Source organism: uncultured Rossellomorea sp. (genome assembly GCF_947488365.1).
Taxonomy (GTDB): Bacteria; Bacillota; Bacilli; order Bacillales; family Bacillaceae_B; genus Rossellomorea.
Window position 1 is genome coordinate 80,695 of record NZ_CANKZT010000007.1, and the last position, 24,086, is coordinate 104,780.

Sequence of the window (24,086 nt, forward strand, 5' to 3'; positions counted from 1 at the left end):
TTTTCACGATGACGATATTAGAAGCAACAAAACTTCATAAAAGCTACGGCAATAAATTCAATAAACAGGAAGTCTTAAAGGGAATCGACCTGTCGATCCAAAAAGGAGAATTCGTCAGTATCATGGGGGCATCGGGTTCGGGGAAAACCACTCTCTTAAACGTCCTTTCCTCCATCGACAAAGTGAGCGAAGGTTCGATTAAAATTGAAAGCAATGAAATGACGATGATGAAAGAGAAGCAGCTCGCCGAGTTCCGAAAGAATCACCTTGGCTTTATCTTTCAGGATTACAACCTGCTCGACACATTGACAGTGAAAGAGAACATTCTTCTGCCTTTATCCATCACCAAGACACCTAAAAAGGAAGCCGATCAGAAATTCAATGATCTTGCTTCGGAGCTTGGGATTCTAGAATTAAAAGATAAGTACCCGAACGAAATTTCAGGCGGACAAAAACAACGTACATCAGCAGCTCGGGCATTCATCCATGAACCAAGCATCATTTTTGCCGACGAGCCAACAGGTGCACTCGACTCAAAGTCAGCCTCTGATCTTTTGAACAAGCTGAGTGAGTTAAATCAAAAGCTGAAAGCCACGATCGTCATGGTCACACATGATCCCGTTGCAGCCAGCTACTGCAGCCGGGTCATCTTTATCAAGGATGGGCAGATCTATACACAATTAACGAAAGGCGAGCAGCAAAGACAGCACTTCTTCAAGGACATCATGAAAACCCAAGGGGTGCTTGGCGGGGTGCAAAATGAACATTAGTACGCTCATCTTCAGAAATCTGAAGAAGAACCTCAAGAATTATTATCTTTATGTATTTGCTCTGGTCTTTAGTGTCGCGCTTTATTTTGCCTTTGTCACCCTGCAGTATGATCCATCCATGGATGCAACGAAGGGATCCATTAAAGGCGGCGCAGCTGTTCGTGCCGCTTCCGTACTACTTGTGGCAATCGTCTCGATCTTTCTTTTATATGCCAACACTCTCTTCATTAAGAGAAGAAGTAAAGAAATTGGCCTATTTCAATTAATAGGAATGACAAAAAATAAAATCTTCCGCATTTTGAGCGTGGAGAACTTCATCCTTTATTTCGGGTCATTGATACTCGGCATTTTGATCGGATTCTCCTTCTCAAAATTGATCATCATGATCTTATTCAAAATAACCGGAGTCGAGGCGATTGCCACACTCCACTTCTCAACCCAGGCACTTATCCAGACCATCCTTGTTTTCTGCGCGATCTACCTGCTGATCATGCTGATGAACTTTGTCTTTATTAAAAGGCAAAGCATACTATCACTGTTCAGAGTCCGTTCATCAACGGAAACTAAAGTGAAAAGAATGTCCAAGGTTGAAATCATCCTCGGGATCCTCGGGATGATCCTGATTGCCTCGGGGTACTATGTGTCTTCCAAATTGTTTGGCGGGGACTTCACGACCATGCCTCAGCTGTTTGGAGCCATGCTCTTCATCCTTGGCTCGGTCATTCTCGGTACTTACCTGTTTTATAAGGGATCCGTGAGCTTTATTTTTAACATGATACGAAAGAAGAAAGATGGATATCTGAATATCAATGAAGTTCTGTCCCTTTCATCCATCATGTTCCGGATGAAATCGAACGCTTTATTGCTGACGATCATCACGACGGTATCGGCACTGGCTATAGCATTATTGTCCCTGAGCTATATCGGCTATTATTCGGCTGAAAAAACAGCTCAAAATAATGTTCCGACCGATTTTTCATTTACAAATACACAAGACTTCCAACACTTTAAAGAAGCCCTACTGGATAATGGCATTGAATTCAAGAAGGAAGAAATCGAAGTCATTGAAGTGTTGGTCAACCTGAAAGGCATTACAGACTCTGAATTTGGCGAACTGAACGGTTCATTGGATGCCATGCCGAACTCGGTCATCAGCGAGAAAAACGTTGAAGGCGTCGAAGTAAAAGAAGATGAAACGGTCTTTACAGGCTATAGCGACTTACTTCAAAAGGTCATTCCCTTACATGATTCAGGAATGACGGAGCTGAAAGGAAAAACGGAGGTCACCAAGCTCAAGTACTTGGGAATGCGTGATGACTACCCGATTTCATGGTATTTTACAGCGGGTGGTTCACCTGTCGTGATCGTGGATGACACTGTATTCAAACGCTTGAAGAATGATTTAGATCCTGCAATACAGAGAGAATCCTCCCTTTACATCGGGGTGACGATTGAACAAGAAAAAGATATCTTGAAAGCAAACGACCTCTTTCATGAGTTAAAACTCGACGAAGGATGGGCAAACGACTCACAGTATGATATGAAAGCCGAACAGAAACAAAATATCGGACTCATCATGTTCATCGTCGGGTTCCTGGGTCTCACCTTCCTGATCACATCCGGATGCATCCTGTACTTTAAGCAAATGGACGAAAGTGAAGATGAGAAACCGAACTATACGATTTTAAGAAAACTGGGCTTCACTCAGGGTGACTTATTGAGAGGCATTCAAGCCAAGCAGCTTTTCAGCTTCGGGATCCCACTCCTCACCGGTCTGCTGCACAGTTACTTCGCGGTTCAATCCGGGTGGTTCCTGTTCGGTGCAGAGGTTTGGACTCCGATGATCATCGTGATGGGGTTATATACGGTGTTATACTCGATCTTTGGCATATTATCAGTCCTGTATTATAAAAAAGTGATAAAAGCATCGCTGTAAACGGAAAGAGCCATCCCTTGGTATGATACCGGGATGGCTCTTTTATGTAGTTCAACGTTACTTCCTTTTCTGGCTTTTCATCTTATTCATTTCAAGTTCCGCAGCGTATTCTTCTTGGGATTTCCCTTGTTTGAAGCTTTCAGATTGAATCTTTTTTAGTTTGTTATCGTTTTGATTTGGCATGTCCACACCTCCTGTCTTCACGGTTATTATGGACATGCACGTGAAATTTATTCTTTACTTCCATCTTGATATGTTCATTCATTGAAAGACCCATTTCGCCAGAAGGGGGGATGTTAATTTACTAAATCATTTTCCTTTACTCTATCCAATACCCCAACGATCTCCCTTACTAATTTTTCGCCCGTTGCTTGCTGAGCTTCCAACCACTCAATACCGTCTTTACTCACCATTCTTAACGTCCAATTAAAAGAGGGGGATGATAGGACATGAACACCTTCAATATTCCAATCAAATTTATTTCTGTAGAACATCATTAATCGATTCGTATGAATCTTTCTTTGTATTGATCTATTAAAATGCTTTACTAGTAAACTATCCGAATCTACATTATTATTAATCGCTATCTGGTTCAGGTTGATTAAGGTTTGACGTTCACAGTAGAGTAGATAATCACTTGGGATTATATACAGGGGATCATTTAATCGAACAGATCGATTTTCAATACCCATCAGCATTCGGGGAAGAATAATTTGTTTTATTGTATAGTCGGGGGCTGGGTGATTAATCACCTTATAGCCCAACTCATTCTCTTTCAGGCATTCAATGACCCGATCATCACTAAAATAAAAAACACTTTGTTCCTGATGATCTGTTACGATTTCTGCAACTAAATTGCTTCTTGCCAGTACCCACATGGCTTCGATAAATTGATCCTCGAATTTTAATTCTCCTTGGATATAATCCACCAGCCCCATCTTATTAAGCTTTTTGAACATCTTTTCCCATTCTTTTTCTAATTCATCCTCTTGATAATGAGGAAATGGATTTGTTATTCCTATCAGTACTTTCCCGCCTAACATCTTTACCAGTAAATATAAGTCCTTGCTGGTCACTATCCAATTAGACAATTGTAGTCCCCCTTTATAAACCTATGTCTTAACCGAATTTCCTCGATGTTTTCGGTTTTCCGAAATCAGGATAACTCTTTATAACTTTTTCGTAGTTCTTTTTAATGAAAATAAAGCGATGGATATAAGTTGATAAATAAGCCGTTACAATGGATATGACCGAGTAAGCTGTGATCATAACAATCATATAGGCAGAATCAGTAACCAAATACGACATCAGAAATTGCGCAATAATATATCCAAAACTTGAAGCGGCTATTATTAAAGATACATTAAACTTTGATTCTCCATTTTGAAGTTTAGTATACGTCCCTGAATATAGCATTTTTGCGTTAATAATTTGTATTGAAACCAGTAGAAAAAGCATTAATAGTATCCCTATTACAAAATAACTGCTACCTTCAACACCAACATGCCTATATAAGAACTTCTGAATCACCAGAAAATACACAAACGTATTTACAATTCCAAAACACCAAGATACAAGTAATAAGACTTTTCGAATTTATAAGGGGCAATTATATATAAAAGAGCCCAAATATGGATACATATTATCGGAATAAGAGCTACCCAAAATAGCGGGGCAAAAAAGGGAATACTCAGGAGCGGCAATAATCCTACAAAGTCCATTAAAATTAATAAAAATCCGATGACGCTTCTTCTGTGTTCTCTGGGGAATTGCAAATTCTGCAGGTAAAAGGTTGAGTCTTCACTCTGTTATTTCATTTGTGTTCCCTTTAACCTGTTTTTTTATTTTCATGAATATATGATATGACCTTGTTAATATCTGTCGTATAATATAAAACCTGGTTGATATCGTACATTACTTTATGTTCAACGATAAGGTACTCATCAGGATGGATGTTGTTAAAGAACTTTTTCCACTTGTTCCTCTTCTCCATCTTTTTTGTTTCTTCATCTAATTTTTCAGAGTCAAACTTGTAGACGCCGTAACTTGGCACTTCTATCTTAGTGTTAGGAAAAGCATTCTTTAACTCCTCGACCATTTCATTTTGCGGTTCAATCTCTGTCACAACCACCACATTTTCTTCTGTTGCATCCAAGATTTTGTTTGATTGGTAGTCATAATCTTCATCACTCATTTCTTTTTCTGTGAAAATAGCGATACAGAAACGATTTTCTTCTTTTTTCTTTTTTAGGAACATAGTCTTCATCCCCTCTATGTGTTTTTTCTTAGCTTTTTAGGTAATCCAAATTCAGGATAAACTTGCTTTACCTTTTCCATGTTTCTTTTAATAAAGAAAAATTTGTGAATACTCGTTGAAAAGAAAGCTGTAGCTATAGAGAGTAACGAAAAAACCCCTATAATAATAAGTGTTTTCATCGACTCTACAAAAAAGGAAGATAGTATAAATTGGGCTAATACGTAGCCTATACCTGAGGCAGCAGCTATCGGCGAAAGATTTAAGGACTTTTCTCCTTTTTGAAGACGTGAGTATGTACCGGAATATAGTGAACGTATGTTAATCCAATTCAAGACTACAAGTAGAGAAACACAGATTACCAAACCCATGAATGCAGGTACCATTCCTTCAACTTGAAAAGTATTATAAATAAGTTTTTGAATGACTAAAAAGTAAACAAAGGTATTAATAACACCATAAACTCCAAAAAATAGATAGTATGAGTGTTCAAATTTATATGGAGCAATAATAATTGGAATGGCCCATAAGTGTATTAGGATGACTGGAATGATTCCTGACCAAAAGATCAAGGGAATCATTGGTTCGCCTAATAGAAAAATGACTCCAATGAAATCCAAAAATATGAGAAAGAAAACGATTATATTCCCCCTATTTTCTTTTGGATTCTGAAATCTTAAATAAGATAATGTAATCTCATCTATTTTAGCTTTCTTCAAATAAACACCTCTTTTTAACATAAGACCAATCATATTGAATTAATTGAGTTTAAAACCAAGATCCAACTTTATCAATGATACTTGTGGTCCCTTTTTTAATTGCATCTCCAATTGAATCACTCTCGCCATCACCATCAACATCCATAAATTTAACATCTGAAAGAGCTGTCGTTACTAGAATTCCTATTCCAGCACCCACTACTGCTCCGACGGCAACCCCAACCGGACCACCAAATGCTACGCCTGCCATAGCTCCAAATTTGGCACCTGCCATGGCAGATGCTGCAATAGAAGCACCTGCTATTGCTACATCTCCCGTTACATTACCGGCAATTTCACTCCCTGATTGTTTATGCTGAACCCCGTGGACGATATCACCCACAACAGTTGTTCCCACACCTATGTAACCGATTCTGTTTCCAGCCCACTTAAATGACTCTTTGACACTGGTCATGGGGTCCACTAATTTATAAAGTTTTGTATAATTTGTCGCATTGGTACCTGAGTAGTTTCTTTTATTAATTTTATATAATTCCGGTTTATCTACTTTTAACCTTACTCTATCCTTGCCCTGTGCGGTAGTATAACTGTTTTTCGTCACACCAAAACCTTTTCTGGCTAAATTCACACTCTTCGCAGCGCCATAACCGGCAGCAGTCGCAATACCCAAATTCGTCGCGGCATTAATCGGCTGCTCTCGCCACTGATCAAAATTGACTCCCAACGTCGGTGTCGGGTCCCATTCAGGCTGCAGTCCATTTACGGTATCAGCCGCTTCAACCCCATTCTCGACAAATCGGGGATTGTTGGTCAGCTCGAAATAAGGGTTTGTCGACCCGCTCTCGGACATATATTGAGGGTTGTAACAGCTATTGGGCTGATACGTATCGATTGAGATTTTCCCGTTGGAGAAGAGACCTTGAATTTGGTGAATGTATTGGTTCATCTTGTGGACATCTTGTTGGATTGGCTCTAGCTTAGCAGACTGACTTTGATCAAACTGGTGGAGTTTTTCGACGGTTTGATCTTTTTGCTGCCTCGCAATGTGAACCTGTTGAAGGAAAAAATCGTCCTGTATTCTTGGTAATGAGACGATATCTTGAACACTTTGAATCGTCTCATTGGACTCAGTTGTTAAGTCCATGACCATATCCCTACCCCTATTTAATCCATTTTCCATATCGTGCTGCAAAAAGTTTTCCTGTATATATCCATTTTGTGCCGGCTCCAACCCTTGTAGTTCATTTTTAATGGCTTCCAGGGTCGACTCATATGTCGTCACCATTTGCTGGTAGAACTCCAGGAAGGATTGATGGGAATCCTGGTAGAAAGCCCGTATCGATTGCCCCGCTTTTCCTTTGAAAGAGGCATCTTGAGAAATAAAGTCATTTATGGCTGATTCGATTTCAATCATCTGTTCTTTTTGCTGGTTTACCTTTCGAAGGACTTGTTCTAATCCTGACTCCAAAGACATGACATCCAGTGTTTTCATCCCAATTTCTCTCCTTACCTGGCTTTGATATGTGAAGACAGTTCCTGGTCGGCATCCGCCATATCCTGGACAGCTTGTCGTGTCAGTTCTTCATTTCTGATAAGCAGTTCTTTATAACTCTGTACCATCTGTTCCATGCTCTGGTTTAACTCGTTCAATTTTGTTACCACTTCAAGATGATTTTCATGACCAATGTTTTTAGGTACATCCGGTTGAAGAGACTCTGCAGAGGATTTCATCTTTGAAAGGTGTTGGTCTATCTCACCTTGTACTACCCTGATTTCATTACCCATACAAGCTACCTCCCGCTCTATTCAATGCATTTCAATCTATTCGGCTTTTGCTTCTGCCTCAGATTCCAACCTGAGAATGGTATGTTCAATCGCCTGGATTTCACTTCGTATGGTTTGCATCTTACTGCTCAGCATGGAGAACACTTCACTAAACTGGTTATGTTCAATGTCTGTAAAGTAATGAAGCATTCCTTCAAGTCTTATTTCATCAAATTTATTTGCAAGCGATCCTTGCCAGGTGAATGCTGATAATTCAGGATTAGTAATGGATTCCCGATAACTTGCAAATTCCTGTTTGTTCCCTTGAAGTTTGCTTTGACATTCCTGAAGTCTTTGAAGGTGCTCCCGCTTTTCCCTCAACAACCCGTAGTAATAAAATAAAGACAAGAACGTTCACCTCACTCGATTTCTATTACTCTTATTTATTAAATTTTTCCAATCTTTTTAACTATAACACGGATGAAATTGGGTCAGAATGATAGAATCTGTTTATTTTTAACGTATGTAATCGTGATTCATATTACCTATTTCTTTTATTTGCTTCCATTTTCGTTGAACAATGAACAATATGAACTACTTGTTAAGTAGCACATTTTCTGTAGATTGAAACCTATTTATTAGTAGGTATTTTCCAAGAAAATGAAAATCCCTTTACAAAAGCGTATTTTTAAGGGAGGGATAAGAATCATTCGTTCCCCACCAAGATCGAATACAACAAGTAACTGTAAAGCATTCCTGGCTGGACCGGAAGTTCGGATTAGCCGTCATCATGTTCTCGAATATTGTAGATCCGTTCCATGAGAGTATGTTGTTTGGAGTGTCGAGAGAAGAAGCGAGTACGTTTTATGATATGAGTGGTATCAAAATAAATCCGCCTCGAATCGAGACGGATTTATTTTGGTGCTTCCAAATTCAATTCAGGGTGGGTTATCACCTATCCTATCGTGAATGAAGAAATCCACCCCAGGATGAGATGGAACTTCACACTTTGTCCAGATGCATTCGTTCGATATAGGATTCATCACTCATTAATAAAAAATCAGTATGAATATAATCTGTTCCAAATAAATTTTTCAGGTCCATATGGTTATAATGGTCTGCCTTTACCAGACTATGGTCTTTCTTATATACGTAGATTGTAAAGTACGTTTGTAGAAACAGGAGAAACGCATCTACATTGATACCCAGCTTTTCAATGTACTCGCTATTGAACTCAATAAAGCCAAGAATTGACTTACTAGTTTTGAATAAGTTAGTCATCCCTCTTAATACAAACGCTTCATATCCTTCAACGTCCACCTTAAAAAGGACTGTTTCATAGGTTTGATCACTGCAAATGGTATCAATGGTGATGGACTGGACAGGTATTTTTTCTAATAACTTATGAGAAGGTTTATAAGTGGCTGACGAAGTACCTGACCAATTCCGGTCAACAAAGAAAACCGTTTCTTCATTGTCTTTATCCGAGGCGATTGCGTTATAGATTGCTATTTGTGACCGGTTAGGGTGAACTTCTTTGGATTGTTCAATAAACGGTAATAAGCGGCTGTTCGCTTCAACGCCTATTATCCTGGTTTCAGGTGAATACTGAATAGAGAAGATACACTCCCCATAATTCACGCCTACATCTATCACCAGGTCGGGCTTCATTTTCTTCACTGCAGCGGACCAGAATCGAGCCAGCCGTTTTTGGGTCACCCCATTGCTGATCAGCAGCGCCCTTCCGCGATTTTCCTCGGAATCTATATATAGAACCGTGGAACTGGGCAGTGTTAATGCTTTAGGCAGCTTTTTAATATTCAACGTTTTGTACTTTACTAAAATGCCTACATCAATGATAAATTTCCAAGTCTTCGGATAGTTTTCCCATACCCGCATAAGAAAAGGCTTTCGAATAGCAGTATTCCACTTCATGTTTGACACCCCTTTTAAGAAACCTGGTTTACAGTATTCATTCTTAGATGGCAATGGAAAATCCTTTATAACGGGGCTTTCTTCATGAAATCTTTACAAAAGGAGAAAGAAATTATTTTTCACTATTCGGGATAATCTCCTTACTTTAAAACTATATTGTGTTAATGGATATGGATTTTCAATGACTTGGTTCGAAATTTCGCAGGGAAGACATGATTCATTAAGCTTGAATGCCGGACCACTCAATTCATTATGAATGGAGGATTCGCATGATAAATTTTAATTCTTTCTACGGTACCATCACCATGATCAGTGATTTTGTGACAGGACAAAATGGTGAAGGGGAAGGCTGTTATAAATTAATATCTGTAGACGACGGATCAGGTGGTTCGGTGAATTTTGTCGTGTCACCAACCACCTACTTTGTGGACCATGTCATGGTGGCAGCAGGGGACAGGGTAACCGGCTATTATGACGTGAATGCACCTGTTCCCCTTATTTATCCACCACAATACCGCGCTCTTGTCATGGTAAAAGATAACCCTTCACAAAATGTGAAGGTAGACTATTTCAACTCACAGTTGGAGAGCAGCGATGGCATGTTAAGAGTAAATCTATCCCCCTACACTCAAATTGTATTAACCAACGGACAATCTTTTTCAAGATACCCTGCCAATCGAAACCTTATTGTGATTTATGGCCCCAGCACGATGAGTATACCCGCTCAAACCACACCTTACAGAATCATTGTGTGGTGTTAGTGGCGATTTACGAAAGCTTGCATATCCTATCAATATTGCGCGGAATCATCTTTGATTTCGGGCTTTGTTTATAAAACGGCACAATAGTTTAGGTTTTGACAACACTACCTATCTTTTAACTATTAAATTGCGGGAAAACCAGTAGGTATGTCCACTCCTTATTGATTTCATTACATACGATGGTAATAAAATCATATAGAAAGGAGTAAGACATTTGAAATTTAAGTTAATAGAGTATTTATCAACGTGGTTACGACGAATGAAGGTCCTCATCCTTCGTGTAAGGGCCTCCTTGTTCTATAAACTACTTCCCACACCGAGCCACCCAAATAATGGAGACGAGGTAAAATATCCTGAGAAAATAGCCAATTTTTCAAAAGGGCTACCTCATAATGAACTCGGGGAGGTAGATGTTGAGGCTTATGACAAATATATTCAGATTCTGAATTCTGGCGATCCAGATGATTTTGAAAATCTTCCACTTGCTGGTGAAAGGAAACTGGTAGACCCTCAAGCTGCTTATGCATTTGAAATGGTTGGACCGGACAGTCACCAATTGGTTATACCGCCGGCTCCGTCCTTCAGTAGTCCAGAAATCGCTGCTGAAATGGTGGAGCTTTACTGGCAAGCACTTACACGGGATATCCCTTTCAACGAATATGACACGAATCCTCTAACGATTGCAGCTGCAAATGAGCTATCTACCTTATCAGATTTTCGCGGGCCTAAAGTTGATGGTAAAGTCACCACCGGGACATTATTCCGGGACAATCTCCAAGGAGCATTGACAGGTCCGTATATTTCACAATTTCTTTGGAAAGACATCCCTTATGTGGCGACTAATATTACCCAACGCTATCGAACAACTAAGGAAGGGGAAGACTTTTTAACCGACTACGATGATTGGCTTGCCATTCAGAATGGTTCCATACCACCTGGTCCTGATTATGATCCTATCCCTCGTTATATTCGAAATGCACGAGATATGGCTCAATTTGTTCATAACGATCTCTCCATTGAAAGTGGATTTGGTGCATGTTTGATCCTGCTCGGTTATGGGACTGCCGCATGGGATAAGAATAATCCTTATCTCGAATCTGACACACAAATCGGTTTCCCTACCTTTGGAATTCCACATATACTGGATTTTGTGACAAGAGCAGCCCGTCCAGGTTTAGAAGCAGCCTGGTACCAAAAATGGCTGGTCCATCGACGGCTTCGACCTGAGGAATTCGGTGGGCGCATCCACAACAAGCTGATAGGAAAAGCCGATTATCCTATTCATCCTGATGTACTCAACTCAAAGGCAGTAGAGGAAACCTATAAAAAATATGGATCCTATCTTTTACCTCAGGCTTACCCAGAAGGCTGTCCTACACATCCATCTTATCCCGCTGGACATGCTTCATTTGTCGGGGCGATGGTGACGATGCTAAAGGCATTGTTCAACGAATCATTCGTCATTCCTGATCCTGTCGTAGCAACAAGCGACGGTCTGTCCTTGGATCGGTATGAAGGTCCACCTCTCACTGTCGGCGGTGAATTGAATAAACTTGCCTATAATATTGCGAATGGACGGGATGCCGCCGGTGTTCACTATCGTGCCAGCGGTATGAATGGGTTCCAACTTGGAGAATCGATAGCCATTGGTATCCTTCGTGATTACAAGGCCACTTATAATGAGAAGTTCGAGGGATTCACCCTCACAAAATTTGACGGTACCACGATTAAAATCTAGTAAAGTACAATAAAGAAACCCAAGCCGACAGGGACTGGTCGACTTGGGTTTTTAACTATAATGATCTTTTAAAAAACATACAGAGAATCAACTATAAGCTAACTCTTTCTCGCTTAGACCAAGCGTCTCTGCCGTTGAAGTATGAATTTCTTTAAACAGCTCAGGGTTTTCCACTAATGACACCCCATATGAAGGAATCATTTGTTTCAATTTCGGTTCCCATTCGCTTATATGTTGCGGGAAGCATTTTTCAAATAATTCAAGCATAACGTGAACGGCAGTGGAAGCTCCAGGGGATGCGCCAAGTAGTGCAGCGACTGAACCATCAGCGGCACTGACCACTTCCGTACCGAATTGGAGTGTTCCCTTACCACCTGCCTCAGTATCTTTGATCACTTGCACACGTTGGCCGGCTACTACGATATCCCAATCTTCGAGTTTAGCGTTTGGTATGAACTCCCGTAATTCTTCCAAGCGTTTTTCATTCGACAACAATACTTGCTGGATCAGGTATTTGGTCAATGACATCTCTTTAGCACCTGCCGCGAGCATCGTGAGGACATTATTCGGTTTGACGGAACCGATCAGATCAAGATTTGAACCTGTTTTTAAAAACTTGGGCGAAAAGCCTGCAAACGGTCCAAACAGTAACGACTTTTTGTTATCGATATATCTAGTATCAAGATGCGGAACGGACATTGGAGGTGCCCCCACCTTGGCTTTACCATATACTTTAGCATGATGCTGCGCCACTACTTCCGGATTGTTACATACCATAAATAGTCCGCTTACCGGGAATCCCCCAATATGTTTCGATTCTGGAATACCGGTTTTTTGCAGTAATGGCAGACTACCGCCCCCACCGCCGATAAAGACAAATTTTGCCATGTGGTGTTCGATTTTGCCGCTATCAATATTATGCACCTTAACTTCCCACGACCCGTCGCTTGTACGTTTAAGATCCTTCACACTGTGCTTGTAGTTCATCTCGACATTTTTACTCTTTAAGTGGTCAAACATCATTCGTGTTAAAGCCCCGAAGTTGACGTCTGTCCCAGAGTCGATTTTGGTCGCCGCTATCGGTTCATTCGATGTACGGCCTTCCATGATAAGCGGAATCCACTCCTTCAGTTTGACAGGGTCATCGGAAAATTCCATCCCTTGAAACAGAGGGTTGCTTGAGAGCGCTTCCAATCGTTTCTTCAAAAACGCTACATTTTTTTCCCCTTGTACCATACTCATATGAGGTATAGGCATGATAAAGTCCTGCGGATTACCTATCAAACCTTTGTTTACAAGATAGGACCAAAACTGTCTTGATAGCTGAAACTGTTCATTGATTTTAATCGCTTTACTTATATCTACCGATCCGTCTGGTTTCTCTGACGTATAGTTAAGCTCGCACAATGCAGCGTGTCCTGTACCCGCATTATTCCATTCATTCGAGCTTTCTTCCCCCGCGTCTGCCAGTTTCTCAAACACTTTAATTTCCCAATCCGGTGCTAACTCTTTCAGCAATGATCCCAAAGTCGCGCTCATGACTCCGGCACCAATTAAAATTACGTCTGTCTTTTTCTGTATGCTGCTCATGATAACCTTCCTTACTCTTTATATTTTCAAAAAAGAGTAAGCGCACCTGCTCGGGTCTCACTTAAAGCAAGGCGCCACCCTGGAATTCACCTGTTCTATTATAACCATACCATAATCTATTATAATGATTTTGGGATCAAAATATCTACCATTATCTGATAATTATATACTATTTTGAGCTTTTAAAAAAGTGGAAAGTCTGTTTTCAAGGTGGCAGAAACCTAGAGAAAGCAAAAAATTGACCCTTTTTTTGTTAAGGGTATAGAACTTAGGTTTACTAGTCTGAATGTTTGTGACACTTCACCTCATGTATCTATATGAGAATCTTTAGATTAGTGTGTAGGACACATTTATTCTGAAAGGTATGATACCAATTGCTTCATTCAATCCTTAGTTATTCCATACTTATTTTAATAATTTTAATACACTGGGTAAAACTAGAATCAATATTCCCACTAAATTAGAAATAAGGTGAATTATTGATACTTCTAAAACATAAAAACTTTTATTTAATTCTTGGTCATTGGATTTTCTTTGGAAGCATAATTGGTTTAATTGTTGGCTCGGCAACAACTTTTCTTTTAGAGACAAACGATTATCTAGGAGATGATATAAGATCAAAAAGAGATTGGCTTATCTTCCTTCTTCCCTTTGGAGGAATTATCATAGGATACATATATATGAACTATGGAAAGGTATTTTTGAATAATACTTTGAATGACACCGCTGAATTAAATAACCTCGTGATAGACTCAGTGCATGGAAAAAAAGAGGTACCGCGAAGAATGGGACCGATCGTCTATTTGGGGACTTTTATCACCGTCCTTTTTGGTGGTTCTACGGGTAGGGAAGGGGCAGCTGTCCAAATGGGAGGGAGTGTATCTGCAGCAGTCAACAAATTTTTCAAGGTAAACAAATTCGACAAGAAAATTTTCATTATGAGCGGTATAAGTGCTGGTTTTGGGTCTGCCTTTGGAGCGCCCATAACTGGTGCTATTTTTGGGATTGAGATGGCAGCTTTAGGCAAACTGAAATTTGAAGCACTTGTTCCTTGTGTTACGGCCAGCTTTGTTGGCCACTATGTAACTACAGCAGCTTGGGGACATAAACACGAAGAATTCATTATACAAAAAGTACCGGAAATATCGTCTATTACGTTTTTAAAAGTTATTCTTTTAGCAGTCATTTTTAGCCTCATGAGTGTTTTGTACTGTCAGTTGAGGCACGGAATACAAAATTTCTCTGAAAAGATTTTTAAGAGAAACCATATGAAGAGAGCCTTTTTTGGAGGAATTGTCATTGTGGCATTAACTTTAATTGTGGGTTCACAAGACTACAATGGCCGGGGATTACAAATGCTTCAACAATCTTTTTCAGAAGAGGTGCCGACTTTTGCTTTCCTGGGCAAGCTGGTATTTACCGCGGTAACTCTAGGCAGCGGCTTTGTCGGCGGGGAAGCCATCCCTTTATTTTTTATCGGGGCAACATTAGGTAATGCCTTACACACGTTCATTGACTTACCTATGTCATTTCTTGCCGCTTTAGGATTAATCGCGGTTTTTTCCGGGGGGGCCAATACCCCTATAGCTGCTTTCCTGCTGGCAATTGAGATGTTTAACGGTAAAGGATTAGAGTACTTTTTGGTTGCATGTTTAGTCAGCTATTTATTTTCAGGACATCATGGACTATGGCCATCTCAAAAAATATATGACCCTAAGAGCAGGTTATATAATCTTCCACCTGGAGAAACCATAGAAAATGTAGAAAAAAAGAAAAAAAGCACTAAACACAATTGATTGTTCAGAAAGGGTGGCGGATGCTTATGGATTTTCACTTCATATGGAAAGCAATTGTTGTCGTCGTTGGAGGAGTCCTTATTTTACGGTTAGCTGGAAGAAAGTCAATCTCACAGCTTACGGTTGCTCAGACTGTCATGATGATAGCGGTCGGATCATTGATTATTCAACCTGTGGGTGACAGAAACATCTGGATTACGATGGTGATTACCTTTTTAATGGTACTTACGCTTATTTCTATTGAGTATATGGTTTTGAGGTCGAATACTCTAGAAACTTTAATATATGGAAAATCACTTTTAGTAGTCGAAAATGGACAAGTTAATGAAAGCAATTTAAAAAAACTGAGGTTAACTGTTGATATGCTTGAAGTACGAATGAGACAACAAAAGATTCAACATTTTACTGATTTACAATGGGCAACAATAGAATCAAACGGGCAATTAGGTTATATGCTGAAATCTGATAAGCAATATGCTACGAAAGAGGATATTCAAATGTTGAAAGCATTGATTGAATCAAATCAATCTAATCCCCCCAATGATAATTCAAAAACACATTCAAGTACCTCAGATAACCTATTTACCGAGGTTAAAAATAGAAAGCATAAAAAAAAACCTAAAGAGAATCTGGATTAAGAGTAAATGCTTAATGGCACCTAATTAAGGCGACATAATTATTAAAGTTTTAAATCAGGGATACTTCAGGGTCTGGAACCTGTCTCTTTCCACCATCCATAATGGTAAGCCGCTTGATATGCCAAGGTATGAATAACTGTCATAAATAGAGCGACCGGCATGTACCTGCGTACCGTATCCATTTTCAAAAAAACAAGGACGCCCAAGGCAATATCAAGAGTGACCAGAGAATAATTTGTTTCATGTCATTAATTCTGTTCGGGTGGGATAAAGTCGTCCCGGTCCCTTGGTTGTATGGAGCATATTTAGTTATAGTTATCTGGATATTCCGCTTTACTTTCTGGGAATTTTGGATGTATTTGACTGTCAATATGATTGTTGGATGGGTTATTTATGTACATCGTTTACCGGGTATGGCAACGGATGGGACTGGTATCGGGTGAATCGACTTTGTTTACAATAGCTATTGTTGCTATGATGGCCGGTTTTGCGTTTATCATCTATCTGTATTAAATGTGGCAGGACGAAGTCATCAAACAACCCAAAGCGAAGTAACCGTAAACATGGAGATTTCCGAGTCGGAGACTTGTCCACGTTGACTTCGGAATAGCGATGACCTTGCTCCACAAAATGTTCGAAGCAGTAGATTCCCCACTTTCTTCATTGGTTTTGCCTACACCTTTCTAGGCCTTTTATTGCAAAGATGGCCGCAACTGTGATAATCAGTGCATTAATCACAAGGATTCTCCTCTGAATCAAAATACTCTTCTTCAACCCTCCGTGCCTTCCTTAATTCCAACCTTTTCAGCAACTTTCACCATTTACTATATGGTAAGGTTCACCTTTTGTATCTAAACATATCAGATGTCAAGAACTCAAGAGATCAACATTTATTTATTCTTTATCGCTTCGGCAAGCTCATACAAAGCATGCTGCTTTTTAATCCGATAGTTCCTGCCTTCTTTTTGCAAATACCCCTTTTCACAAAACTGTGTCAGGACATGCAGCAGGTGTCGGTAAGAGACGCCTAAATAATCACAAACAATGACGTGCTTTTCCAGGTAAACTCCTTTATCGGACGTTTGTAAAATAAAGTCTGCAAGCCTGTTTTCCAAGGGAAAAGCAAGGCTCTGTGAATACTTGGCTGCCATTAACGTTGCTTTCAGACTCAAGAATTTTGTCAATTCACGAAGGAATTTTGTATCTTCAAGCAGTTTGGTTCGATACTTGGAAAAAGGCATTGCAAAACAGACTGTTTTTGTGGATGCTTGAATTCCTTTTGTATAGTACACATCGTTTAATAATTCCATCTCACCAATATAATCATGAGCATTGATAAAGTTAATGAGCGATACTTTTCCATTTTGATGCGTGACGTATATTTTTGCCTTTCCTTCTGTCACATAATATAAGTAATCAGGTCTCTTTCCTTCTTGAATGATCCATTCATCCCGCTTATACTCCCGCACTTCAATAAATTCTTCAATATGAAAAGAAAATCGTTGAGCGATTGAGAGATTTTCTAAATATAACCGCTTTTTCTCACCTTTATAAATTTCCATCTTCCACCTCGAAAATATGAGATATCTCATATTAATCTTCTTTATTCTCATGATATCATGCGATTGATAAGGAGGATACAAATGAATACACAACGTTGGATGAGCACACATTTTTTTAGTTTTTTTCTGACCTGGGGAATCTTTCTGCCTTATTGGTCAGGCTGGATGATACAAACGAAAGGCATTTCGGTTTCAGAAGCCAGTTTTATCATGAGTATCGGTTTGGTGGCGAGGGGTCTTTCCACACTTTTTGCTTTTCCATATGTATTAGATAGGGTCAGTAATAAAACACTCTTAAACATAGCTGGAATCGGTACATTGATCGCGATTCTTTGCTATATTCCGGCTGACTCATTCCCCGCCTTACTAATCGTAACCGTTATACTACACATCTTTTACCCGACCTTAATGCCGGCTTTAGACAGCGTTGCCGGCGTTCTTGTGCAAAGTAAGCAATTGAAGCACTATGGGAAAAGCCGACAGTGGGGATCTATCGGATTTGTCTCGGTAGGAATACTGTTAACGGTTTTTACAGGAATGTTTGGTGATAACGTTATTTTTTGGGCACTATTGCTTGGAACCAGCTGCTTTGTCGCTCTTAGCTTAACGAGTGCCCCAGAGATTTTATCGAAGAAACCGCAAGTAAACCAATCCATAAAGGTCTATATCTTTGATTTATTCCAGACGAAACATTTCTTGGTTGTCCTTATTATTGTTGTGCTACTTCAAGCAGCCCACGCTACTTATTACAACTATGGCTACATCTTTTTACAAGAAATTCATGCACCCATCTATCTCATCGGTGTCATTATTAACATTGCCGTCATTGCAGAAATTATCTTTTTTTCAATGGCCGACAAACGCTTTAATCGATTCTCACCTGGAACCTTATTGGCGCTAGCTGCAGCCGGCTCTTCTCTGCGGTGGGTTTTAGTGTTTTCGTTTCCAAACGTTATGGTGTTTTGTATTGCACAGACGCTGCATGCATTTTCGTTTGCTATGGGGCACTATGCTTTTATGAAATACTTAACAACAAACGTTCCGCATACACTCATCCCAAAGGCTCAAGGCATGTATTCAGCCTTTGCACTTAGCTGGAGCACAGCGGTGTTTACGATATTCGGAGGGTTTTTATATGAAATTGAGCCAAGATACGCCTTCATCGGAATGCTTGCTTGCAGCTTGCCGGCGATGTTCATTGCCCTTGTGTATCGGAAATTGGAAGTGGAAAAGAACGTTTTATTGTCTGCTGATGCACGTTAATACATTCGTACGTTTAAAGAAAAGAAGAAGTTTATTTCAATATGGATAAACTTCTTCTTTTCTTTGTTGGAGAGACTTGCTACGCTGACACTAAAGATCCACGGCGGTAGTATGCCACATATAGAGGAACCTCAGCTTCTTTGCAGGCAGCCGCCATTTCATTGTATTCCTTTGCGTTACGTGCCATCGGCTTCTCCACATAGACAGGTTTCCCCGCTGCGGCTGCCTTCAGCGTATATTCCTCATGTGAGTCCGGCGGCGTATCTATATAAACCGCATCCACCTCAGGGTCGTTAATCAATGCATCCGCGTCATCATACCACTTCGGGACACGATGTCTCTCTGCATAATCCCTTGCCAGCTCACCCGTTCTCCGCATAACTGCAATTAGTTCCGAGTTTTCAACCTTTTGAAAAGCAGGGCCGCTTTTCTTTTCCGTTAGTATCCTTCATACCTGATTTTTACTACGATTGATGCATCAACCCTTGATGTTTTTCCTTTTTTCTCTTCATCCCATATAAGATAAATAAAAGAATGAACCAAAGGGGAGTCAATAATAAGGCTGGACGAGTAGCCTCAGAAAACAGCATAATCACCAGGATCACAGCAAACATTGTGAGCACGACGTAATTCACAAAAGGTGTAAGTGGTGCTTTGAATGTTGATTTCAATTGTAATTGCGGACGTGTTTTCTTATACTTTATATGGCTGATCAGAATCACACCCCACACCCATATGAAGCAAATCGCACTGATGGTTGTCACGATCCCAAAGGCTTGCTCTGGTAACAGTTTGCTTAACAGGGCTCCTGCGGATATGACCAGTGTGGAGATGAATAACCCATTACTTGGTACATGATTTTTATTCAGTTTTGCAAACTGAGACGGCCCTTGGTTATGATGGCTTAAATTATATAGAATCCGGCTCGTGGAGAACATGCCGCTGTTGCAGGCAGAAGCCGCTGATGTCAGCACCACAAAATTGATGATTCCGGCAGCCAGGGGAATTCCAATTAAGCTGAATGTTTTAACAAACGGACTTTCTGAAGCATTTAGACCCGTCCATGGGTTAATACATAAGAGCACAATCAGCGCGCCGACGTAGAAAAATAAAATCCTCAAAGGAATTTTATTGATGGCCGATGGGATATTTTTATGTGGATCAGATGTTTCTGCTGCCGATACGGCTACTAATTCCACACCGACATAGGCAAAGATGACCATTTGGAATGAAAGTAAAAACCCTGAAATTCCGTTCGGGAAAAAACCTCCATGTTCCCACAGATTCGTAACCGTAACCGCCCCTGCATCCGTCTTGAATCCCATCACCAGCAGCACAACACCGACACCGATCAACGCAAGAATCGTCATGACCTTGATTAAAGCAAACCAATACTCCAATTCCCCAAAGAGTTTCACCGTCAATAGGTTGAGTCCCAATAAAATGATTACGCAGATGAGTGCCGGTATCCACTGCGGGATATGGAACCAATAGTTCACGTATACACCAACAGCAATCACATCGGCCATGGCCGTCATGATCCAGCAGAACCAATAGGTCCAGCCCGTTACAAAGGACGCCCAGGCTCCAAGATACTCTTCCGCAATATCCGTTAACGACTGATAACCCGCATTGGACAACAGCAACTCTCCAAGCGCTCTCATCACAAAAAACAGGGCAATACCCACGATTAAATAAGCAAAGATGATCGAGGGACCTGCAAGCTGTATCGCTTTACCAGAACCTAAAAATAACCCCGTACCAATCGTACCGCCAATGGCAATCAGCTGAACATGGCGATTCGATAAATCCCTCTTTAATTTTCGTTGTTCCAACCTTAACTCCTCCTTACAGCCTTCCAATGTGATACATCGAGCAATAAATGAATACAAAAAAAAGAGACTGGATGCGCTCCAATCTCATGGTCATAAGAATAACAAATACGATTTTGTATGCCAGCAGCAACAATCATTACGGGCACACCAAAATAAATATCCGATACTCTTCTGTCCTTTTGCCTGAGATTATGAACCCTTCGGCGCCGCAAAAAACTCTCGCGGTCTCTCCAGAAGCTGCTCCTGCTATAGTATTATCCATAGCAATCATAGCTTTCTACGTAATTAAACTGTTTGGTTATTATTATTCTCTCGAATAGTTGATTATTCTAGTAGGAGTTTGGTGTTTTGTCAATAGGGAAGACATCCATTTCCTGTAGATGAATTTATTCGATGATTTTTTATTTATGGTACGGTTCACCCCGATTAATGCGAAACGCCCGATAAATCTGCTCCACCAGGATCAGTCGCATCAGCTGATGGGGAAAGGTCATTTTGGAAAACGAGAGGGTTTCATTTGATCTCTTGATTACATCATCACTCAAACCTAATGAACCACCAATGACAAACGCAACTTTGCTTTTCCCGTAAGTAGCAAGCTTGTCCAGATTATCGGCAAGTTCTTCCGATGAACGCATTTTCCCTTGGATGGCCAGGGCAATGACATGATGATCAGGAGAGATCTTAGCTAAGATCCGTTCGCCTTCTTTATTCTTCACTTGCTCTATTTCAGATTCACTCAATACTTCCGGGGCTTTTTCGTCGGCAAGCTCCACTATTTCTATCTTTGCATAAGCACCTAAGCGCTTTACATATTCACCTATTCCTTGCTTTAAATACTTCTCTTTTAATTTCCCGACCGTTACAATGGTGATATTCACTATCCACACTCGCTTTACAAACAATTTACAAACACGTTATCCACAGACTTTATCCACATATCCACAAATCCAATCCACATATCGTATGGGAATATTAGTTCGCCACTATATATATTGCGTTATTCCCACAATATTCACAGGTTGTGGATAACTTTTCATTTTCAGGAAGCTCTGTTAGTTGAGGGGCTACCTCATGTTCATCCACGACAATATCCATAGCTAATTCTACATGCTCTAAGCAGCAGTAAATCATGTTTTTTCCTCCTATACTTAACTCAAAATATACTCTATATACTTATCCACAATTATCATATCATGTAAAGAAAAAGCAGGAAAGGGCGCTTTGCCTTCCTGCTTTTCGCTTATCCACATTCTATAACCTGGATTCGTCAGTAAGTTTCATGGTTACTTCTTTCTTTTCACCGTTTCGATAGAACGTAACCTTCATCTGATCATTTACGTCTTTTTTGTTATATAGATGCTTTCTTAACTCAATGACATTTTCAATTTTCTCTCCGTCAAGCTCCGTAATCACATCGAGCTCTTGTAATCCGGCCTGGGCAGCTGGAGAATTGGGAACGGTTTGTCTAATCATAACACCATAGTTGATTTCTTTCGGAAGCTTCAATGTTTCCTGCTGGTGATAGGCAGAAATCTTATTCACATCCTCCAGTGTCACACCCATTGCAGGACGCTTGACCTCACCGTACTGCTCAAGATCTTCAATAATTGGCTGAGCATAGTTAATCGGGATGGCAAGTCCGATTCCTTCTACCGCACTCTGTGCAATTTTCATGGAGTTGATTCCGATCAGCTGGCCGGAAATATTGATTAACGCTCCACCACTGTTACCCGGGTTGATGGCTGCATCAGTTTGCAGAACCTCTGCATTCCAATCTTCCATCCCATCCTGGTTAATATCGACCGGAATCGTTCTCTCAACACCCGAAACAACCCCCTGTGTAACAGAACCTGAAAATTGCAGTCCCAGTGGGTTACCAATCGCAATAACTGGCTCTCCCGCTTTCAGCTTATCTGAATTTCCAAACTCAGCAATATCGTCTTTCTTGATTTGGCTGCCATCGATTTCGATTACAGCCAGGTCTGTCCAAATATCCGCACCACGCATTTCAGCCGGTACCTTTGTGCCGTCCGCAAGCGTCACCTCAAGCTGATCTGCGCCTTCTACAACATGATTATTGGTTACGATATAAACCTTATTACCCTCTTTTTTATACATTACCCCGGATCCTGTCCCTGCTTGTTGATCCTGGGTTTGTCCTTCCCCCTGTCCCCAGAAGCTTTGAGATTGGATGTTCGTAATTCCTACAACAGAATCGCCAGCTTTCTCAACGGCTTTCGTCACATCCGTTGTGACATCGACGGAAACATTTTGAGTGGTTCCATTATGATAATCTTCATCCGTTTCTTTCAGGTCTTCGTCGGGTTGAATTGAATAGGGTAAGATATCAAAGTTGGTTAACTGAGGAATCGCCACAATGACCAAGATTGCTCCAAGTACAACTCCCAATAACCCGGCAAGGAACATTCCTCCCCGATTGCCCTTTTGCCTGCTCCGGCTTTCAGAATTATGATCTGAATCATAATATCCCATCTAACTTCATCCTTTCTACGTTCTATTCCTTTTGTTATTTTATCTTTACAAGCATGATTATAGTCAGATTAAATTAAAAAATGATGAAAAAAATGAAAGTAATTCCATAAAGTTGATAGATATGTAAACCCTAAAGTGGAGGTGTCTTGCTTAGAAGACAAAAAAAGGTGAAGACAGCAGCCCTCACCTTTTTCATACCTTCAAAAGAAAAATCATAAACATTTGAATCGGTTTAAATCGCAACTAAAGGTGTTGGTACTTTAGGGTCCGTATCAAATAAATCAATTTGTTCTCCCACTACTATTCCTTTTGACTCGAGTGTCTGGGTGACACTCATCCTTGCTAGATCTTTCATATTATTATCGAGACTGAGATGGGCTAAATAAATTCCTTTGGTTCTATCACCCATCACTTCACTCATGGCAATGGCCGCATCCTCATTGGATACATGGCCATAATCACTCAGAATTCTACGCTTTATATTCCAAGGATACCGGCACATTCGGAGCATCCCCACATCATGATTACTTTCAAATACATACGCATCGGCATTGGAAATGATTCCTTTCATCCGATCACTTACATATCCCGTGTCCGTTACCAGGGCAAGCTTTTTCTCTCCCTGGTGGAAAATATAGAACATTGGCTCTGCCGCATCATGTGAAACCCCGAAGGACTCAATGCTCAATCCACCAAAGTGCTTGGCTGTTTCCATATCAAACGAAAACTTCTGTTCCGTATCTATTTTCCCTACTAACCCGTCCATGGCATTCCATGTCTTATCGTTGGCGTAGATAGGAAGCTTGTACTTTCTCGCAAGTACACCAATTCCCTTGATATGATCACTATGCTCGTGGGTAACAAGAATACCCGACAAATCTTCTATCTTTCTATCTATCCGACTGAACAACCCCTCCATCTGCTTGCCGCTTAATCCTGCATCGACAAGAAAGGAATGTTCTTCCGTCTCCACAAATATCGCATTTCCTGTACTGCCACTGGCAAGTACACTAAAATGCATGGTCATAT

At 40.4% G+C, this 24,086-nt stretch carries 23 protein-coding genes, 1 pseudogene and 1 riboswitch; of the genes and pseudogenes, 7 read left to right on the forward strand and 17 right to left on the reverse strand.

All coding sequences use genetic code 11. The features are described from left to right. Window positions 1–8: 8 nt before the first annotated feature. Together Q1B03_RS19250 and Q1B03_RS19255 are read left to right on the forward strand one after the other, a co-directional pair. Window positions 9–770, forward strand: a complete 762-nt coding sequence (locus tag Q1B03_RS19250; protein ID WP_299745417.1) for an ABC transporter ATP-binding protein — start codon at window positions 9–11, stop codon at window positions 768–770. Beyond that, window positions 760–2,706 (forward strand): FtsX-like permease family protein, encoded by a 1,947-nt coding sequence (locus Q1B03_RS19255; protein WP_299745420.1) that lies wholly within the window; start codon window positions 760–762, stop codon window positions 2,704–2,706. Before Q1B03_RS19250 ends, Q1B03_RS19255 begins: the two co-directional genes overlap by 11 nt. A 57-nt stretch (window positions 2,707–2,763) precedes the next feature. On the opposite strand, the gene Q1B03_RS19260 is transcribed toward Q1B03_RS19255, so the two are convergent. The 9 genes from Q1B03_RS19260 to Q1B03_RS19300 all read right to left on the reverse strand — a co-directional run bounded on the left by Q1B03_RS19260 (window position 2,764) and on the right by Q1B03_RS19300 (window position 9,378). Further along, window positions 2,764–2,889 carry a hypothetical protein gene (locus Q1B03_RS19260; RefSeq protein ID WP_258549627.1) on the reverse strand — a complete coding sequence of 42 codons (126 nt, stop codon included), beginning with the start codon at window positions 2,887–2,889 and terminating at the stop codon, window positions 2,764–2,766. A 113-nt stretch (window positions 2,890–3,002) separates the two neighbouring features. Further along, window positions 3,003–3,797, reverse strand: a complete 795-nt coding sequence (locus Q1B03_RS19265; RefSeq protein ID WP_299745427.1) for a hypothetical protein — start codon at window positions 3,795–3,797, stop codon at window positions 3,003–3,005. A 28-nt stretch (window positions 3,798–3,825) separates the two neighbouring features. Continuing rightward, entirely contained in the window at window positions 3,826–4,164 is a 339-nt protein-coding gene (locus Q1B03_RS19270) for a hypothetical protein (RefSeq protein ID WP_299745430.1), read from the reverse strand. Window positions 4,165–4,534: 370 nt separating this feature from the next. Then, window positions 4,535–4,963, reverse strand: coding sequence for a hypothetical protein (locus Q1B03_RS19275; RefSeq protein ID WP_299745433.1), 429 nt, complete (start codon window positions 4,961–4,963; stop codon window positions 4,535–4,537). A gap of 14 nt (window positions 4,964–4,977) precedes the next feature. Further along, window positions 4,978–5,679 carry a hypothetical protein gene (locus Q1B03_RS19280; protein WP_299745436.1) on the reverse strand — a complete coding sequence of 234 codons (702 nt, stop codon included), beginning with the start codon at window positions 5,677–5,679 and terminating at the stop codon, window positions 4,978–4,980. Window positions 5,680–5,728: 49 nt separating this feature from the next. Further along, window positions 5,729–7,171, reverse strand: a complete 1,443-nt coding sequence (locus tag Q1B03_RS19285; protein WP_299745439.1) for a ribonuclease YeeF family protein — start codon at window positions 7,169–7,171, stop codon at window positions 5,729–5,731. Between the two features lie 14 nt (window positions 7,172–7,185). Next, window positions 7,186–7,464 (reverse strand): YwqI/YxiC family protein, encoded by a 279-nt coding sequence (locus Q1B03_RS19290; protein WP_299745441.1) that lies wholly within the window; start codon window positions 7,462–7,464, stop codon window positions 7,186–7,188. A 36-nt stretch (window positions 7,465–7,500) separates the two neighbouring features. Continuing rightward, window positions 7,501–7,851, reverse strand: coding sequence for a DUF5082 family protein (locus Q1B03_RS19295; RefSeq protein ID WP_299745444.1), 351 nt, complete (start codon window positions 7,849–7,851; stop codon window positions 7,501–7,503). Window positions 7,852–8,445: 594 nt separating this feature from the next. Further along, window positions 8,446–9,378: an FkbM family methyltransferase gene (locus tag Q1B03_RS19300; protein ID WP_299745447.1), complete on the reverse strand. Its 933-nt coding sequence runs from the start codon at window positions 9,376–9,378 to the stop codon at window positions 8,446–8,448. 269 nt (window positions 9,379–9,647) lie between these two features. On the opposite strand from Q1B03_RS19300, the gene Q1B03_RS19305 reads away from it, so the two are divergent. Both Q1B03_RS19305 and Q1B03_RS19310 read left to right on the forward strand, forming a co-directional pair. Then, entirely contained in the window at window positions 9,648–10,139 is a 492-nt protein-coding gene (locus Q1B03_RS19305; RefSeq protein ID WP_299745450.1) for a hypothetical protein, read from the forward strand. Between the two features lie 214 nt (window positions 10,140–10,353). Further along, a complete protein-coding gene (locus Q1B03_RS19310) occupies window positions 10,354–11,877 on the forward strand; it encodes a vanadium-dependent haloperoxidase (protein WP_299745452.1) in 1,524 nt (507 codons plus the stop codon). An 87-nt stretch (window positions 11,878–11,964) separates the two neighbouring features. Here the strand turns inward: Q1B03_RS19310 and Q1B03_RS19315 are convergent, their stop codons facing one another. Then, window positions 11,965–13,467 (reverse strand): malate:quinone oxidoreductase, encoded by a 1,503-nt coding sequence (locus Q1B03_RS19315; RefSeq protein ID WP_299745455.1) that lies wholly within the window; start codon window positions 13,465–13,467, stop codon window positions 11,965–11,967. Between the two features lie 479 nt (window positions 13,468–13,946). On the opposite strand from Q1B03_RS19315, the gene Q1B03_RS19320 reads away from it, so the two are divergent. Further along, the gene (locus tag Q1B03_RS19320) at window positions 13,947–15,263 is read left to right on the forward strand and encodes a voltage-gated chloride channel family protein (protein WP_299745458.1); all 1,317 of its coding nucleotides are present in this window, start codon (window positions 13,947–13,949) and stop codon (window positions 15,261–15,263) included. A 26-nt stretch (window positions 15,264–15,289) separates the two neighbouring features. Next, the gene (locus tag Q1B03_RS19325; RefSeq protein WP_299745461.1) at window positions 15,290–15,901 is read left to right on the forward strand and encodes a DUF421 domain-containing protein; all 612 of its coding nucleotides are present in this window, start codon (window positions 15,290–15,292) and stop codon (window positions 15,899–15,901) included. A gap of 890 nt (window positions 15,902–16,791) precedes the next feature. Here Q1B03_RS19325 and yeiL read toward each other — a convergent pair. Next, complete coding sequence (gene yeiL / locus Q1B03_RS19330; RefSeq protein ID WP_299745464.1) at window positions 16,792–17,463, reverse strand: transcriptional regulator YeiL; 672 nt, start codon at window positions 17,461–17,463, stop codon at window positions 16,792–16,794. An 81-nt stretch (window positions 17,464–17,544) separates the two neighbouring features. Between yeiL and Q1B03_RS19335 the strand changes: the two genes are divergently transcribed. Continuing rightward, window positions 17,545–18,726, forward strand: coding sequence for an MFS transporter (locus Q1B03_RS19335; protein WP_299745467.1), 1,182 nt, complete (start codon window positions 17,545–17,547; stop codon window positions 18,724–18,726). A 100-nt stretch (window positions 18,727–18,826) separates the two neighbouring features. On the opposite strand, the pseudogene Q1B03_RS19340 reads toward Q1B03_RS19335, so the two are convergent. From Q1B03_RS19340 to Q1B03_RS19365, 6 genes and pseudogenes are all read right to left on the reverse strand, one after another. Then, window positions 18,827–19,171: pseudogene (locus Q1B03_RS19340) on the reverse strand (Gfo/Idh/MocA family oxidoreductase); the annotation flags it as partial. Window positions 19,172–19,190: 19 nt separating this feature from the next. After that, window positions 19,191–20,561 (reverse strand): amino acid permease, encoded by a 1,371-nt coding sequence (locus Q1B03_RS19345; protein ID WP_299745470.1) that lies wholly within the window; start codon window positions 20,559–20,561, stop codon window positions 19,191–19,193. A gap of 161 nt (window positions 20,562–20,722) precedes the next feature. Then, a riboswitch (glycine riboswitch) is annotated at window positions 20,723–20,805 on the reverse strand. A gap of 157 nt (window positions 20,806–20,962) precedes the next feature. Further along, window positions 20,963–21,442 carry a 23S rRNA (pseudouridine(1915)-N(3))-methyltransferase RlmH gene (gene rlmH / locus Q1B03_RS19350; RefSeq protein WP_299745473.1) on the reverse strand — a complete coding sequence of 160 codons (480 nt, stop codon included), beginning with the start codon at window positions 21,440–21,442 and terminating at the stop codon, window positions 20,963–20,965. 94 nt (window positions 21,443–21,536) lie between these two features. Further along, window positions 21,537–21,695 carry a CxxH/CxxC protein gene (locus tag Q1B03_RS19355; RefSeq protein ID WP_299745476.1) on the reverse strand — a complete coding sequence of 53 codons (159 nt, stop codon included), beginning with the start codon at window positions 21,693–21,695 and terminating at the stop codon, window positions 21,537–21,539. Between the two features lie 120 nt (window positions 21,696–21,815). Then, on the reverse strand, window positions 21,816–23,057 hold the full coding sequence (locus Q1B03_RS19360; RefSeq protein ID WP_299745479.1) for a S1C family serine protease: 1,242 nt from the start codon (window positions 23,055–23,057) through the stop codon (window positions 21,816–21,818). A 232-nt stretch (window positions 23,058–23,289) separates the two neighbouring features. Beyond that, window positions 23,290–24,084, reverse strand: a complete 795-nt coding sequence (locus tag Q1B03_RS19365) for an MBL fold metallo-hydrolase (protein ID WP_299745481.1) — start codon at window positions 24,082–24,084, stop codon at window positions 23,290–23,292. Window positions 24,085–24,086 lie beyond the last annotated feature (2 nt).